The sequence below is a fragment of the Saccharopolyspora galaxeae genome, from assembly GCF_016526145.1.
Lineage (GTDB): Bacteria > Actinomycetota > Actinomycetes > Mycobacteriales > Pseudonocardiaceae > Saccharopolyspora_C > Saccharopolyspora_C galaxeae.
Genome location: NZ_JADDUE010000008.1, coordinates 334,085 through 350,507, shown reverse-complemented (window position 1 = coordinate 350,507; position 16,423 = coordinate 334,085). Strand labels below are relative to the sequence as shown.

Below are 16,423 nucleotides of genomic sequence, written 5' to 3'. Positions count from 1 at the left end.
CCGCGATGCAGCGCCAGCACGAGACCGCACCGCGCACCGGCATCAGCACGCTGGAGTCGGTGGCCCTGACCGCCACCCGCAGCGCGGCGGTGGCCAGCCACGCCTGGGCCGGTCGCAACGACAAGAAGGCTGCCGACGCGGCGGCCACCGAGGCCATGCGCCAAGTGCTGGCCGATGCTCCGGGCCGGGGCGCGGTGGTCATCGGGGAAGGCGAGAAGGACGAGGCCCCGATGCTGTTCAACGGCGAGACCGTGGGCAGCGGTGCGGGTCCGGACTTCGACATCGCCGTGGACCCGCTCGAGGGCACGTCGTTCTGCGCGAAGAACCTGCCGGGCTCGATGGCCACCATCGCGTTCGCCGAATCCGGGACCATGTTCTCGCCGGGGCCCGGCTTCTACATGGACAAGATCGTGGTGCCGCCGCAGGCCAACGGCGTCGTCGATCTCGCCGACACCCCGGAGCGCACCCTGGGCAAGGTCGCCGGGGCGCTCGGCAAGCAGGTCGGCGAGCTGCGCGTGGTCATCATGGACAAGCCCCGCCACCAGGAGCTGATCAAGCGGGTGCTGGAGGCGGGCGCTGCCGTGCACGCCCCGGCGGAAGGCGACGTCGGCGGCAGCCTCGAGGTGCTGCTCCCGTCCGGCTCCGCCGACCTGCTCCTCGGCGTCGGGGGCACGCCGGAGGGCGTGATGACCGCGGCGGCGGTGCGCGCCCTGGGCGGCGACATGCTCGGCCGCCTGGCCCCGCAGCGCGAAGCGGAGGCCGATGCCCTCCGCGCGGCGGGCATGGACCTCGCCCGCATCTACACCCGCGACGAGCTCGTCGGCGGCGAAGCGCTGTTCGCGGCCACCGGCGTAACCGGAGGAGCGCTGCTGAACGAGCCACGGGAATCCGGGGGCACGGTGCTCGCGGAATCCCTGCTCATCTCCAGCGGCGAGGTGCGCCGCGTCGTGCACACCACCTTCGGCGCCATGCCCCGGCCGACGTCTTGACGGCACGTGCCCGCCCCAGTGATCGATCTGCCGGCCTCGTCGTACGGCCGTCGTCGGTTAGGAGATTCGGTGAAAATGCACTTGGACAACCTGCGCGTTCGCCACCTTGGTGAGTGCCGCTACGACTCACCGTTCTGCGAAATGCTCGCGGCCAAGCGGACTTCGCCGCACTACGTGGCGGAGGGCGACCGGGTGCTGCTCGAGGACACCGTTTCGATGCTCGCCGAGCACGACCTCCCGCCGGAGGAGCTGCCGAGCTTCGAGGCGGCCGGACCCCGCCGGAAGATCTACTTCGACTCCTCCCGCGTCACGGCGGGCGTGGTGACCTGCGGCGGGCTGTGCCCGGGGCTCAACGACGTCATCCGGGGCATCGTCCAGGAACTCACCGTGCACTACGGCGTGCGGCGGATCCTCGGCTTCCGCAACGGGCTCCGCGGGCTGACGGCCGCGAACCGCGACGACACCGAGGAGCTGACACCGGATCGGGTCCGCGAGATACACAACTCCGGCGGCACCATCCTGGGCAGCTCGCGCGGCGGGCAGGAGCCCGAGGAAATGGTCGACAGCCTGGTCCTGCGCGGGGTGGACGCGCTGTTCGTCATCGGTGGCGACGGGGGGATGCGCGCCGCGACGAACCTGGCCGCGGCGATCCGCCGGCGCGGTCTGGACATCGCGGTCATCGGGGTCCCCAAGACGATCGACAACGATCTGCCCTACACCGACCAGTCCTTCGGCTTCCAGAGCGCGTTCGCGCAGGCGGCCAACTTCATCGACTCGGTCGCCATCGAGGCCGCGGCGAGTCCCGACGGCATCGGCATCGTGAAGCTGATGGGCAGGCATTCCGGTTTCATCGCCTGCTACGCCTCGCTGGCCCGCAACGCCGCCGACGTCGTGCTCATCCCCGAAGTGCCGTTCGCGCTCGAAGGACCGGACGGCCTGTTGGCCCGGGTCGAGCGGCACGTGCGCGAGAAGGGCTTCGTGGTCGTCGTAGTGGCCGAGGGAGCGGGCCAGGAGCTGCTGCAGGAGCGCGGTCTGCTCGCCGACACCACCGACCCCTCCGGCAACGCCAGGCTGGGCGACATCGGTGCGCTGCTGCGGGAGACCATAACGGCGCACCTGATCGGGGCGGGCCTGTCGCCCACGGTGCGCTACATCGACCCGAGCTACGCCGTGCGAAGCGTGACCGCCAACGCCTACGACAGCGTCTACTGCCTGCGCCTGGCCCACGCCGCGGTGCACGCGGCCATGGCCGGGCGCACCGAGACCGCCGTGGTGCGCTGGCGGCGCCGCTTCGTGCACGTGCCGATGCCGCTGATCATCAGCCATCGCAACGAGGTCGATCCCGATGGAGATCTGTGGATGTCGGTGCTCGAGGCGACCGGTCACCTGGTTCCGAGGCACGGCTCGCACGGCCGTCCGGACGCGGAGGCGGGCCCGCAGGACTACCGGCGCAGCTGCCGGTCGTCCCGCGACCGGGACGGCGGCGCCGGCGAGCCGCGCGATGCCGAACTCCCCGGCGCCGGCCCGGTGCGGAGCTTCCGATGATGGCCGCGCTGGAGTTCGCGCTGGGGATCGCGCTGCTCGTGTACTGCGCGGAGAAGCTGATCGGCAACCTGGTCGGCGTGTCCAGCAGGTGGGTCGTCTCGCTGTTCCTGGTCGCCGTGCTGTTCACCGGGATCGAGTTCGACGACCTCGCCTACGGCATCGTGCTCAACGTCGAGGAACTGCAGCACGCGGCGCTCGGCACCGTCATCGGCACCACGATCGCGATCATGGGAATCGTGCTCGCACTGGCGGCGCTCATCGCCCCGTGCCCGGTGGACGTCCCCAAGGACTACCTCGTGCTGTTCGCGGCCGGTCCTGCGGCGATGTCGCTGTTCGCCTCGACCGGCGCGTTGACGCAGTCCATGGGCGTCGTGCTGGTGGTGCTGTTCGCGGTGTTCGTGGGCTGGATCGGCTACCGCGAGTACGCAGCGCGGCGGCCGGTGTTCCGCAACGCCGAGTTCTACGAGCAGGTCGAGAAGGCCGGTGCGGTCAGCGTCGCGACCACCTCGGAATCCGGCGCGGCCGGTGAGCGGTCGCCAGCTCGCCCGCCCGCGACGGAGCCGGGCGGCGGTGGCTTCGAGCTGCCCGGCGACCTGCGGATCGACCAGGGCTTCTTGGCAGCGAGGCAGCGGTCCCTGCCGATCAGCCTGCTGTTCGCGGTGCTGGCGCTGGCCGGCCTGATCGGAGGCGCCGCGCTCGCCGGACAGGGCACCGAAGGACTGCTGGAGACCTTGGACATCGACGGCACCGTCTTCGGCGTCACGATCGCGACGCTGGCGCTGTCGCTCGAGGACGTCTTCCTCACCGTGGAGCCCGCCCGCAGGGGCGCGCCGGAGATCGGGGTCGCCAACGTCATCGGCAGCGTCGTGTTCTCGCTGACCGGCAAGCTCGGGATCGTCCTGCTGCTCGGCGGGGACATAACGATCGGCGAGAACGTGCTGTCCTGGCACCTGCCGGTCCTGCTCGGCATGACGGTCCTGTCGGCGATCTTCCTGGCCACCGGGCGGCTGCGCCGCTGGCACGGAGGGGTGCTGCTGGCGCTCTACGCCGCCTACTTCGTCATCAGCCTGACGGCTTTCGGCGGGGTTCCACTCGACACCGACTAGGCCGTTCCGGCGAATGATCCGGTGCGGGCGAGCCGGACGGAGATCGCGGGGAAGGAGGGCCATGACCACCGCTGGTTGTCGCGAGGCCGCCGCTCGTGCGCCGTTGGTCAGCGGTCGTTCCGCTCGCCTTGTCGGCCGAATCTCCCACCACGTAATTTTCCGTTCCACGCCGGGAAGCCGGAGCGCGGGAAAAGCCGCACAGCTGCGTTCGGTTCATCGTCCGATGCGCGGTCACGAGTCGTGCGAGCACTCGGGCGGCATCGACCGGGTCCCGGATTTCTCGGCGTTTCCGACAGGCCAGTGCGAAATCGGAGCAGTGACGCGGACCGGCTCGGAACGCGACGTGATGTGCGGTCGCACCGGCCTCGCGCGTTCCGGGGCGGTGACGGACCAAAGGCGGTCTCGGATGGCAGATGTGCACCGGCTCCGCGCCAAGACGGGTGGCGGGGGCGAGTCGACGGTTTACGGGGCGTGGGAGCGCTTCGTGCGGGGTGCGGACGACGTCCGCGGTGTGCGGCCGGAGGTGGCGCTGTCCTGGCAGCGGTGCCGCGACCAGTACCGCGTCAATCCGTACCTGGCCGAAGCTCCGGTGGCCATCACGGACGTGGACCACACGCTCGAGCACGATGTGGTCTTCGCCGAGCTCGGGTTCCGCGCTGCCTCGGTCGTCAACGAGGTGAGCGATCTCGGCGGGGTCGTGACCGTCACCGACGCCACCGGCCGGGTACTGGCCGAGTGGGGCAACAAGGACACCCGCAACTACGCCGCCGAGGCGAACCTGGCGCCGTGGTTCTGCTGGGCGGAGGGTTCCACCGGTACCAATGGCATGGGCACCGCGCTGGAGTCGCATGCGCCGGTGGTGGTCCGGGGCGCGGAGCACTGGTGCCAGGCCTTCCACGACTGGAACTGCGCGGGCGTGGCCGTGCGCGACGTGGTGACCGGTGAGCCGGTCGCGGCGGTGAACATCTCCTGCTGGCGCAGTGAGCTTCCGGAGTCCGTGGGCGCCTGGCTGAGCAACGCCGCCAGCAGGACGCAGTTCATGCTGCGGCGGCGCGCCCGGGACGCCGGTGCCGAGCTGATCGCGGCGTACGACCACGCGCGCAACCACGTTCGTGCGCGGGCGGGTGCGTCGTTGGCGGCGTTGGACCCGGCCGGGCAGGTGGTGATCGCCGACGATCGCGCGAGCGTCCTGTTAGGCGTGCCGGGTTCGACCCCAGCGGCCGACCCGGCGGCGCGCTGGAACCCGGGTCTGCCCGAGCTGGTCCGGGTGGCCCGCTACGCGGCCGAACAAGCCGCGCACACCCGGGACTGGGTCGGTTCCACCCAGATCTTCACCCACCTCGCCGACGAACCCACACCGATCAGCATCCGGCCGGTGTTCCTGTCCGGACACCTCGTCGGCACCCTCGTCGAACTCGGGGTGTCCGACGCCGAGCAGGTCCCGCGGGCGGAAGGCGGCGGCGCCGCCTCCGACCAGGCGCAAGGGCACCGGATCGTGGCGATGCGGGACAGCCGGTTGGTGCTGCTGCGCCACCCGGAGATCTCCTTCGCCGAATCCGAGGGCAACGACGTGTGGCTGACCACCGACCAAGGCCGACTGCGAGCCGCTTCACCGGCCCTGGACAAGCTCGAGACCGAGCTGGGCGGGTCCGCTCTCCGGGTGCACCGGCAGTACGTGGTCAACATCGGCCGCATCCGCGAGGTCGAACGCGGCTTCAAAGGCGAACTTGCCCTGGTGATGGACGACGAGGCGCGGACGATGGTGCCGGTCTCCCGGCGGAACGCCCCAGCGGTGCGCCGGGCGCTGGGCATCTGAGGGCGTCACGCGCCGCTGAGAGGAGCTTCCATGCCGGAAAATCCCGATGCCGTGGCGATCAGCCGCAACTACGACCAGAGCGTTCGCCGGACCGCCGAGCGCGTGCGCAGCCATCCCGCCGCCGGCGGGGACAACTGCGACTGGTGGCCGGACCGGCTCAACCTCCGAATCCTCGCCAAGCACCACCCGTCGCGGAATCCACTGGGAAGGGATTTCGACTACGCGGCGGAATTCGCCAAGCTGGACCTCGACGCGCTGGCCCGCGACATCGACGAGGTGCTGACGACCTCGCAGGAATGGTGGCCTGCCGACTTCGGGCACTACGGGCCGCTGGTGCTGCGGATGGCCTGGCATTGCGCCGGTACCTACCGCATCGGCGACGGACGCGGTGGGGCCTCGTCGGGCATGCAGCGCTTCGCCCCGACCAACAGCTGGCCGGACAACCGCAACCTGGACAAGGCCCGCCGGCTGCTGTGGCCGATCAAGCAGAAGTACGGCCGCAGCATCTCCTGGGCGGACCTGATGGTCTTCGCGGGCAACCGAGCGCTGGAGACCATGGGCTTGCGCACGCTCGGCTTCGCAGGCGGACGCCGGGACACCTGGGAATCCGACGCCGACGTCTACTGGGGCCCCGAGCAGACCTGGCTGGGCGATGAGCGGCACACCGGCGTGCGCGACCTGGAAGAACCGCTGGCCGCCGACGAGATGGGCCTGATCTACGTCGATCCGCAGGGCCCCGCGACGCTGCCCGACCCCGTCGCCTCGGCGCGCGACATCCGGACCACGTTCGCGCGGATGGGGATGGACGACGAGGAGACCGTCGCGCTGATCGCAGGCGGGCACACCTTCGGCAAGACCCACGGTGCCGCCGACATCATGAGCAGCCTCGGCGACGAGCCCGAGGCCGCGCCGTTGGAGGACATGGGCCTGGGCTGGCGCAACCGCCACGGCACGGGCAAGGGGCCGGACGCGATCTCCAGCGGGTTGGAGGGCGTCTGGACCCCCACACCGACCCGGTGGGACAACTCGTTCCTGGAGACCCTGTTCGCGTACAAGTGGGACGTGGAGCTCAGCCCCGCCGGGCTGTGGCAGTGGATTCCCCGGGACGACGCGGGCGAGGGCACTGTTCCCGACCCGCACGATCCGGGCAAGCGCCGCGGCCCGACGATGCTCACCACCGATCTCGCGCTGCAGGACGACCCGGTCTACGCGCCCATCGCGCGGCGCTTCGCGGAGCACCCGGAGCAGCTCGCGGACGCCTTCGGACGCGCATGGTTCAAGCTCACCCACATCGACATGGGCCCGATCCAGCGCTACCTCGGCCCGTTGGTTCCCGAGCAGCGGATGCTCTGGCAGGACCCGGTACCCGCCGTCGATCACCAGCTGGTCGGGGCCGAGAGCCTCGCCGAGCTCAAAAGCCGCGTGCTGGCCTCGGGCCTTTCGGTCCGGGAGCTGGTGTTCGTCGCGTGGGCGTCGGCATCGACGTATCGGGACAGCGACAAGCGCGGCGGCGCCAACGGCGCCCGCATCCGGTTGGCTCCGCAACGGGAATGGGCGGCCAACGACCCGGAACTGCTGGCGAAGGTGCTGACCACCCTCGAGCGGATCCGTGACCTGTTCAACGCCGAGCACGCGGAGCAGATCTCGCTGGCCGACCTGATCGTGCTCGCCGGTTGTGCCGCGGTGGAGGACGCCGCCGCACTGGCGGGCCACGACGTCCAGGTGCCGTTCGCCCCGGGACGCACCGACGCGGGCCAGGAGTGGACCGACGCGGCGGCCTTCGCCGCGCTCGAACCGAGCGCCGACGGCTTCCGCAACTACTACGGCGAGGCGAATCGGCTCCCGCAGGAGTACCAGCTCGTCGACCGGGCCAACCTGCTCACCCTCTCCGCCCCGGAGATGACCGCGCTCGTCGGCGGGCTGCGCGTGCTGGACACCAACCACCGGCATTCCCGGCTCGGCGTGCTCACCGACCGGCCGGGCCTGCTCACCAACGACTTCTTCACCAACCTCCTCGACATGGACACCGAATGGGTGCCGGACACGCCGAAACGAGGTCTGCCCGGAACCTTTCAGGGCCGCGATCGGTCCACCGGCGCGCCGCGGTGGACCGCCAGCCGAGTGGACCTGGTCTTCGGCTCGCACTCCGAACTGCGCGCGATCGCCGAGGTCTACGCCGCCGAGCAGGAGAAGTTCCTGCAGGACTTCGCGGCCGCGTGGCACAAGGTGATGAGCCTCGACCGCTTCGACCTGACCTGAGGATTCGCCCGAGCACGTGCTGCGGTGAAACGCGCGGCGATTCCCACCGAGCCCGCGCGGACCACGCCGGTCCGCGCGGGCTTTCGCACGCCGGGTGAACGGAGCCCGGAAAAGCGGCGCTTCGCCCAGCTGCCGGGAGCGCCGCAGCGGTGCTCGCGGGCCTCCGCGGCCTGCTCGGTCCGGGCTCTGACACCGATGTCGCAGCTGGAACGTTCAGGCAGCGCAAGGGATTCCGGTGGCGGCGGCCTCGCCGCGGCGCCCGGCAGGCGGGTCCACTCGGTGGGAGCCGGGATCACGAGCCCTGTTGGGCGGTAGCTCATTCCGTGCGAGCGGTGTGGTGAACCGGGTCAGCGGTCGGCCCTTCCGGTGTGGTGCCCGCCACCGTAAAATTGTCGAGTACCACAGGTTAAAAGGGCGGAACTCGGTACCGGAGCCACTCCGCGAACTCCGCTCGGCACGTCCGCGTGTTCCCGGTGGGAGGGAACGTAATTTCAGCACGCACTTCATCCGGCGGTTTCCGATGATTTCGTCCCGTGCTGTGTGCTGTGCGACGGCCCGGGGGATGCTGTTGATTCGGTGTGCGCGCACGCCGAGTGAACCTTTCCCGGTCGAACGGAATCGTCTGCGGAGGCATCGATCAAAGGGGAACGATGGGCCTGCACGTGAGGCGCACCCAGTTGCGAACGACCCCAGGCGGGTATGAGCGGTCCGGACATGGATTCGAAATGAGGAGGTGAAGTCCAATGACGACGACGCAGGAACGCGACGACCTGCTGAACGAGCTCGGCTTGGACGCACAGAACAGCGCAGCGATCGGTCGTGTGCTGGGAACCGGCGGGATCGAGCGGGCCACCGAGCGCTCGGACGGCACGATGGAGGCCACCGTCCGGATCCGGGAGGACCAGATCGCCTGGGACCCCGCGATCCTGGTTCTGCCGCACGGTGGTGACGTCGAGCTGACCGTCATCAACGACGACCGGAACACGCACGCCTGCCTGCTGCCGAGCAACGGTGACAAGAAGTTCCTCTGGCTGCTGAACCACTCCAAGGGCAAGGCCAGGCTCAACCTCGATGGCCCCGGCTACTACTGGTACAGCTCGCCCAGCGGAAACGACGAGGGCCGCGGTTTGACCGCCGCGATCGTCGTGCTCGGCGAAGTGCCGCCGGAAGCCCGTCTCGACCGCCCCGACCAGCCGCGCCAGTAGAAAGGGACGAACTCATGACAGTCGAATACGTTGACGCCGGCGAGGCGATCGACCACGGGGCGCTGAGCGCCATTTCCGGAACCGCCCCCGCGGTGACCGACAACATCGATTACGAGCGCATCAAGAACGCGCGTTCGGAATCGCACAACTGGATCACCTACTACGGTGATTACGACGGCAAGCGCTACAGCCTGCTCGACCAGATCAACACCGAGAACGTCAAGCGCATCGGTCCGGCCTGGATCTTCCAAGCGGGTACCTCCGGGCAGATCGCGGGTGCGTCGACCTACGCCTTCGAGACCTCCCCGATGGTCGTGGACGGCGTCATGTACGTCACCGGCTGGGACGGCTGGTTCTGGGCGCTGGACGCCAAGACCGGCGAGCAGCTCTGGCGCTACAAGCACGCGGTCCCCTTCGACGTGTCGCTGTGCTGCGGCAACGTCAACCGCGGCTGCGCGATCGCCAACGGCAAGGTCTACTTCGTGACCCCGAACGCCCACCTGCTGGCGCTGGACGCCACCAACGGCAACAAGGTCTGGGAGAAGACGATCGGCGACGTGCGCGCCGGCGAGAGCGCTTCGCTCGCCCCGCTGGTCGTCAAGGACACGGTGATCACCGGTAGCGCGGGCGGCGAGTTCGGCGTGCGCGGCCACATCGACTGCTGGGACCTCGAGACCGGTCAGCAGCGCTGGCGCTGCTACACCATCCCGAAGCCGGGCGAGAAGGGCTCCGAGACCTGGCCGGACGACGGCGAGGCGTGGACCCGCGGCGGTGCGAACCACTGGGTCACCGGTACCTACGACCCGGAGACCAACCTGTACTACGCGGGCACCGGCAACCCGGCGCCGGACTTCGACGGCGCCGTGCGACCGGGCGACAACCTCTACAGCGACAGCGTCGTCGCGGTCGACGTCGACACCGGCGAGATCAAGTGGCACTACCAGTTCACCCCGCACGACCTCTGGGACTACGACTCCACCATGGAGATGACCCTGTTCGAGCGGGACGGGAAGAAGCTGCTGGGCCACTTCGACAAGAACGGCTACTTCTTCGTGCTGGACCGCACCAACGGCGAGCTGCAGCACGTCACCCCGTACGTCGACCGGATCGACTGGGGCACCATCACCCGCGACGGCAAGGTGACCCCGCGGAAGTACCCGGACAAGGAGGGCGAACCCGTCCACTTCTACCCGGGGCCCGCCGGTGCCAAGGAGTGGACGCACGCCGCGTTCAGCCCGCGTACCGAGATGTTCTACGTGCCGGTCGCCGACGTGGGCGCCACCGCGACCCGCCGCCGTCGTGAGTTCAAGGAAGGCATGCCCTACTGGGGCGCCGCGGTCCAGGTGGACATCGACAACATGGCCGGTTCGGTCAGCGCCTTCGACTCCTACGGCGTCGAGCAGTGGCGCTGGCGCAACTCCCACCCGATGGCGGCCTCGGTGCTGGCCACCGCGGGCGACCTGGTCTTCGCGGGCACCCCGACGGGCGAGTTCCTCGCGTTGGACGCTCGCACCGGCGAGGAGCTGTGGAAGTTCCAGTGCGGCAGCGGCCACCACGGCAGCGCGACGACCTACATGGTCGACGGCAAGCAGTACGTCGCCGTGCCGGTCGGTTGGGGTGGCTGGCTCGAGGGCATCATTCCGGGAATGCTCGGCGCGGGCCACGGCAGCGCGCTGATCGTGTTCGCCCTGCCGGACTGATCGCCCCAGCAGCGGCGTCCGCGACCGTCGGCGACGGCGCGACGTGCAGCAAGGGGAACCTCCGGGCGGGGGTGCGGGCGTACGGCGCCCGCACCGCCCGCCCGGACGTCCTGGTCATGACTCCTACCTCGCGGGCCCGCGGACGGCGCCGGAATCCGGGGCCGCGCACTCGGCGGAGCCGGCGACGGAGCAGGCGGCAGCGCGGTGGAGACCGGCCGACCGCCGGAACCTGGCGGGCAGCGCGGGAAAGCCGCTGCCGGACAGACCAGTACTACCTGGACGGAGCCAGGCGAGGCGAAACGGCTTCCGAGACGGTGCTATGGGAGGACCCATGGGGTCGACGCGACGTGTTGTCGGGATCAAAGGGGAGCGGCAGGTCCTGTTCGACATCGCCGAGGTGATCGTGGCCGAGGCCATCGGCAGGGCCGTCTGGCTCCGGACCGATCTCGGACGCTTCCGGTGCGCGATCGACGGGATCGACAACATCGATGACAAGTACGCGGAATGCGGCTTCGTGCGAGTGCACCGGAGCTACCTGGTGAACCTCAGCCGGGTGCGCGAAGTGGAGCGCAAGGACGGCGGGGAGCTCGAGCTCACCGTCGAGAACTACAGCGGGGTCGTCCCGGTTTCCCGTCGTCGGGCGAAGTTCGTCACCGAAGCGCTGGGGCTCTGAACGCTGGTGCGTCGGGATGCCCTCACAGCGAACGGGCGGACTTCGCCTCCTTGGCCTTGTCCAGCACCTGCAGGGCCGTGGCCTGCGCGATGTCGGCCGCCGCGGGATCCCGCTCGAGCAGTGCCGTCGTGGTCGCCCCCTCCATGAGCTGGGCGAGCTGGCTCGCGACGAACTGCTTGTCCGGCAGCCCGCACTCCTCGACGAGTTTGACCACCCACGCGCGCATCGCGTTCTTGTGCTCGCGCACCGCGTTGCGCACCTGCGGAGCGGTGTCGGCGAGCTCGACGGTCGCGTTGACGAAGGCGCACCCGCGGAACGACGGCGTGGCGAACCAGACGCGGAGGGCGTCGAAGACCGACAGCAGTCGCTGCCTGGGCGACGAGGTCCAGTCGATGTCCCCGCTCAGCCGCGCCCGGTGGCAGTCGTCCATGTGCTCCAAGCACGCGACGATGAGGTCCGTCTTGGTCGGGAAGTGCTTGTAGAGCGTCATCTTCGCGACGCCGATCTCGCTGACGAGCGTATCCACCCCCACTCCGGTGCCACGCTCGTACATCATCCGGGAGGCTTCCTCGATGATGAGTTCCCGCTTGGTTTCGGTGCGCTCCATCGGTGACACAGATGCACCCCTGATCGGATTCAAAAGCCGGTAACTTTTGGTCGAGCCGATTCAGAATACCCGTACCGCGGGGGCCGTGCAATGGGTTCCGGAGCCGTTCCGAGGTGTCGGTCGGCGAATTCCGGGGACGACGTCGCTGCGGGTTCGCGCGAGTGCTCCGCGAATCCACTTGGCGCGTTTTCCGGACCGTTCGTGGCGCCGGAGCACCGCTTCGTGCGGAATGCGTTGACCGGACGTACAGATCCGTGCAGCCTGGCTACTCGGTATGCGTCCTTCCTGCGGTGAAACCGCAGGAAGAGGAAGGGATGCATGGCGGGAAGCGGTCGCCTCGGGTCCGTCGGCGCCCGGCCCGGTCGGCGCCCGGACTGCGGGCGACCGTCCGAATCTCGCGGTCCTGACCGGGAGCACCCGGCACCGGCAACGGCGGCCGTCGCCCGATCGTTTATGGTGCGATATTCCGAACCGGTCAGCCGGTTGAAACACGGCGCGCTAGGAGGCGTAACGACAAATGTCCAGCTTGGCCGAAGTAGCGAACACCCTGGTTTCCAATCGGCGCGGAGTGCTCGCCGCCGACGAGAGCATCGGAACCATGTCCGCCCGGCTGAAAAGCGTCGGGGTGGAGGCCGCGGACGAGAAACGGCGGGTCTACCGCGAATTGATCGTCACCACTCCCGATCTGGTCGATTCGATCAGCGGGGTCATCCTCGCCGACGACACGCTGCGCCAGCGGCTGTCCGACGGGCGCACCTTCCCCGAGGCGCTGACGGCCATGGGGATCCACCCGGGCATCAAGGTCGACACCGGCGCCAAGCCGTTGGCGGGGGCCGCGGGGGAGAAGGTCACCGAAGGACTCGACGGGCTGCGCGAACGGGTCGCGGAGTACGTGGGCCGCGGGGCGACCTTCGCCAAGTGGCGCGCGGTGTTCGACATCGGGGACGGCCTCCCTTCGGAACGCGCGGTTCGCGCCAACGTGCACGCGCTGGCGCGGTACGCGGGGCTCTGCCAGGAAGGCGGCCTGGTGCCGATCGTGGAACCCGAGGTGCTGATGGACGGCTCCCACTCGCTGGCCCGGTGCCAGCAGGTGACCCGGGTGGTGCTGCGGTCGCTGTTCGACGAGCTCGCCCTCATGCAGGTCGACTTCGACGGCATGGTCCTCAAGCCGAACATGGTGGTCGCCGGCAAGGACTGCCCGGAGCAGCCCGGCGTGGACGAGGCCGCGCGGACCACGGTGGAGACCCTGCGCGAGACGGTGCCTCCGACGGTGCCCGGCATCGCCTTCCTGTCCGGCGGGCAGACCCCGGAGACCGCGACCAGGCACCTCGGGGCCATGCAGAACTGCGGCTCGTTGCCCTGGGAACTCACCTACTCGTTCGGCCGGGCGCTGGTCGGCCCCGCGCTCGAGTCCTGGCGCGGCGATCCAGCCAATTGGGAGGCCGCCCAGCGGGCGCTGTCGGTGCGCGCGGTCGCGAACGCCGCGGCTCGCTGAGCGCGGAAGCAGGACGAGCACCGACCGCACCGGCGAGGTCCCGTGCGGTCGGTGCCGCGGTCGGCCGAGCGTCCCGGAGGGCACCATGGAGATCTCGCGGAACGAGCACCGGCGACGCGGCGTTGAGCCGCGCTCGCGCCCCGCGGTGTCCGGTCGAGGACGATCGCGACGACCTGCCGCGGAGACCGCGAGCCTGCTGCGCGTCGGCGAGCGCATGGCCATGCCGTTGCCGGGGGAGCCGGTGCGAGCGCCCACCGCGACCGAGATCCGGCTGACGCCGTGCGCCGCTCGGCGGAGAAGGCGCATCCGTCCGGTGCGGACCGGGCGGCGCGGCGATGCAACACTTTCCCGCATGTCCCAGCTGGACGGAACGCGCCGGTGAGCGCGCCGTCACCCGTGGTCGAGCACGGGCACGCGGCTACGTCCGAAGAGGTCCTCGAACGGCTCGGGGTCGAGCCTGCAAACGGCCTCGGCGAGCAGGAGGCCGCGAGCAGACTGGCGCGCTTCGGACCGAACCGGCGGGTCAAGCCGCGGCAGGTGACGTTCTGGCGGGTGCTGCGCGAAGAGAGCACCGAGCCGATGATCCTGCTGCTGCTCGCGGTCGCCGTGCTCTACGGCCTGTGGGGAGAGCCCGCGGACACCGCGGCGATCGTGCTGGTGATCGCCGCGGTCGTGCTTGTGGAGGTGTTCACCGAGTACCGGGCCAAGGCCGCCATCGCATCGCTGAGCAAGCTGTCCGCACCCACCGCGCCCGCGCTGCGCGAGGGCGCGGTCCGCTACGTGCCTACCGAGGACCTGGTGCCCGGCGACGTGCTCGTGCTGCGCGCGGGAGAACGGCTGGCCGCCGACGCCCGGCTGATCGAATCCGCCGGGCTGCGGGTCGACGAATCCGCGCTCACCGGGGAGCCGGTGCCCGCGGACAAGGACGCCGGTGCGGTGCTCGCCTTCGACGCGCCGCTCGCGCAGCGATCCAACCTGGTCTTCGCCGGGACGACCGTGGTCGCCGGTCGCGCCCGCGCGGTCGTGCTGAGCACCGCCATGGACACCGAGCTCGGGCGGATCACCGGGCTGGTCATCGAGGCGAAGCCGCCGCGCACGGCGTTGCAGCAGGCCATGCGCGAGCTGGCCCGCTGGCTGGCCTGGCTGGCTCTGGGGTTCAGCGTGCTGGTGCCGGTGGTCGGGCTGCTCGGCGGGCAACCCTGGCGGGAGATGATCCTGACCGGTCTCACCCTCGCCTTCGCCACCATCCCCGAAGAACTCCCGATCGTCATCAGCATGGTGCTCGGGCTGGGCGCCTACCGGCTGTCCCGCCGCAACGTGGTGGTCAAGCAACTGCGGGCGGCCGAAGCCCTCGGCACCATCACCGTCGTAGCCACCGACAAGACCGGCACCGTCACCGAGAACCGGATGATCCTGGCGCACCTGGCCACCGGCGAGGTCGACGGTCAGGTCGGCGAAGAGGACGGCGATCCCGACGACGCGCAGCGGTGGCTGCTCGCGCTCGCCGCGGGCTGCACCGACGCGACCGTGGTGCACCGGGACGACACCGCGCACGTCCTCGGCGACCCGACCGACGTCGCGCTGCTGGAAGCCGCCCACCGGTACGGTCTGCTGCCCGGCCAGCCCGGTGGCGTCTCCGGCGAGCTGCTGGCCGAGCACCCCTTCGACGCCGGACGGAAGATCATGTCCGCGGTGCACCGCTGTGACGACGGGCCGCTGCTGATCGCCAAGGGCGCGCCCGAGGCCGTGCTCGGCCGGTGCTCGAGCCGGCTGGTCGCGGGACGCGCCGAGCCGCTCACCGAGGACGACCGGAACCGCCTGCGCGCTCAGGTCGACCGGATGGCCGCGAAGGGGATCCGGGTGATCGCGGTGGCCACGCGCGAGGTGCCCGGCGGCGCTATCGACCGCGACGAAGCCGAGACCGGGCTGGTGCTGACCGGGTTCGCCGGGCTGACCGACCCGGCACGGCCCGGGGTCGCCGACGCGGTGCGCGATCTGCGCCGGGCGGGCATCCGGGTCGTGATGATCACCGGCGACCACCCGGGCACCGCGCGGGCCATCGCCGCGGAGATCGGGATCGACGGCACCGGATCGCTGCTCACCGGACCGCGAATCGACCAGCTCGATGACGACGAGCTCGCCGCGGCGGCCTCGGCGACCTCGCTGTTCGCGCGCACCATCCCGGAGCACAAGCTGCGGCTGGTGCGCGCGCTGCACGCGCGCCGGGAGATCGTCGCGGTCACCGGCGACGGCGTCAACGACACACCGGCCCTCGCCCAGGCCGACGTGGGCATCGCGATGGGCGCCGGCGGCACGGACGTCGCCCGCGAGGTGGCCGACCTGGTGCTGGCCGACGACGACTTCGCCACCACCACCCGCGCGGTGCGCGAGGGCAGGCAGCTGTTCGACAACCTGCGCAAGGGCGTGCGCTACTACCTGGCCTGCAAGGTCGGGCTCATCGCCACCGCGGCCGGCGGCGTCGCGCTGGGGCTGCCGGTGCCGTTCACCCCGATCCAGATCGTGGTGCTGGAGATGTTCATGGACATCGCGGGCAGCGCCACCTTCGCCGCCGAACCCGCCGAGAACGACACCATGCGACGGGCGCCGCGCGACCCCCGGCGCCCGTTCCTGGACCGGCCGCTGATCACCGCGATCTTCACCTGCGGTGCCACGTTGTTCCTCGCCGTCATCTCGATCTACCTCGGGGCGGTCTGGAGCGGCGCGCCGATCGCCACCGCGCAGACGCTCGCGTTCACCGGCTGGATGGTCGGTTACCTGGCACTGGCCTGGGTGATGCGCTCGGAGCGGACCCCGCTGGTGCGCTCGGGGCTGCGCTCCAACGGCTTCCTGCCGCTCTGGACGCTGGGCACCGCCGCGTGGCTGGCGTTGATCACGGTCGTGCCCGCGGTGCGCGACGCGCTGAACCTGACCGCGTTGACCGCCGGTCAATGGCTCGCGGCGGTGCTGGTACCGATCCTCGCGGTGGCGTGGATCGACCTGGCGAAGCTGCGCCACCGGCGCTGAGCCC

The 16,423-nt window shown here is 70.5% G+C and carries 11 protein-coding genes; 10 read left to right on the top strand and 1 reads right to left on the bottom strand.

Features of this window, described 5'->3' with window-relative positions; genetic code table 11:
• Positions 1–5: 5 nt before the first annotated feature.
• The 8 genes from glpX to INP57_RS20110 all read left to right on the top strand — a co-directional run bounded on the left by glpX (position 6) and on the right by INP57_RS20110 (position 11,293).
• Positions 6–989, top strand: a complete 984-nt coding sequence (glpX, locus tag INP57_RS20145; RefSeq protein WP_200071824.1) for a class II fructose-bisphosphatase — start codon at positions 6–8, stop codon at positions 987–989.
• A gap of 69 nt (positions 990–1,058) precedes the next feature.
• Positions 1,059–2,534 carry an ATP-dependent 6-phosphofructokinase gene (locus tag INP57_RS20140; protein ID WP_200071823.1) on the top strand — a complete coding sequence of 492 codons (1,476 nt, stop codon included), beginning with the start codon at positions 1,059–1,061 and terminating at the stop codon, positions 2,532–2,534.
• A complete protein-coding gene (locus tag INP57_RS20135) occupies positions 2,531–3,640 on the top strand; it encodes a sodium:calcium antiporter (protein ID WP_200071822.1) in 1,110 nt (369 codons plus the stop codon). Before INP57_RS20140 ends, INP57_RS20135 begins: the two co-directional genes overlap by 4 nt.
• Positions 3,641–4,046: 406 nt before the next feature.
• On the top strand, positions 4,047–5,456 hold the full coding sequence (locus INP57_RS20130) for a DNA-binding protein (RefSeq protein ID WP_200071821.1): 1,410 nt from the start codon (positions 4,047–4,049) through the stop codon (positions 5,454–5,456).
• 30 nt (positions 5,457–5,486) lie between these two features.
• On the top strand, positions 5,487–7,715 hold the full coding sequence (katG, locus tag INP57_RS20125) for a catalase/peroxidase HPI (RefSeq protein WP_200071820.1): 2,229 nt from the start codon (positions 5,487–5,489) through the stop codon (positions 7,713–7,715).
• Positions 7,716–8,458: 743 nt separating this feature from the next.
• On the top strand, positions 8,459–8,920 hold the full coding sequence (locus INP57_RS20120; RefSeq protein WP_200071819.1) for an MSMEG_3727 family PQQ-associated protein: 462 nt from the start codon (positions 8,459–8,461) through the stop codon (positions 8,918–8,920).
• 14 nt (positions 8,921–8,934) lie between these two features.
• Positions 8,935–10,620: a PQQ-dependent dehydrogenase, methanol/ethanol family gene (locus INP57_RS20115; protein WP_200071818.1), complete on the top strand. Its 1,686-nt coding sequence runs from the start codon at positions 8,935–8,937 to the stop codon at positions 10,618–10,620.
• A 331-nt stretch (positions 10,621–10,951) separates the two neighbouring features.
• Positions 10,952–11,293, top strand: a complete 342-nt coding sequence (locus tag INP57_RS20110) for a LytTR family DNA-binding domain-containing protein (protein WP_200071817.1) — start codon at positions 10,952–10,954, stop codon at positions 11,291–11,293.
• 22 nt (positions 11,294–11,315) lie between these two features.
• Here the strand turns inward: INP57_RS20110 and INP57_RS20105 are convergent, their stop codons facing one another.
• On the bottom strand, positions 11,316–11,900 hold the full coding sequence (locus tag INP57_RS20105; protein WP_200071816.1) for a TetR/AcrR family transcriptional regulator: 585 nt from the start codon (positions 11,898–11,900) through the stop codon (positions 11,316–11,318).
• Positions 11,901–12,417: 517 nt separating this feature from the next.
• On the opposite strand from INP57_RS20105, the gene INP57_RS20100 reads away from it, so the two are divergent.
• Positions 12,418–13,395: a class I fructose-bisphosphate aldolase gene (locus INP57_RS20100; RefSeq protein WP_200071815.1), complete on the top strand. Its 978-nt coding sequence runs from the start codon at positions 12,418–12,420 to the stop codon at positions 13,393–13,395.
• A 378-nt stretch (positions 13,396–13,773) separates the two neighbouring features.
• On the top strand, positions 13,774–16,419 hold the full coding sequence (locus tag INP57_RS20095) for a cation-translocating P-type ATPase (RefSeq protein WP_200071814.1): 2,646 nt from the start codon (positions 13,774–13,776) through the stop codon (positions 16,417–16,419).
• Positions 16,420–16,423 lie beyond the last annotated feature (4 nt).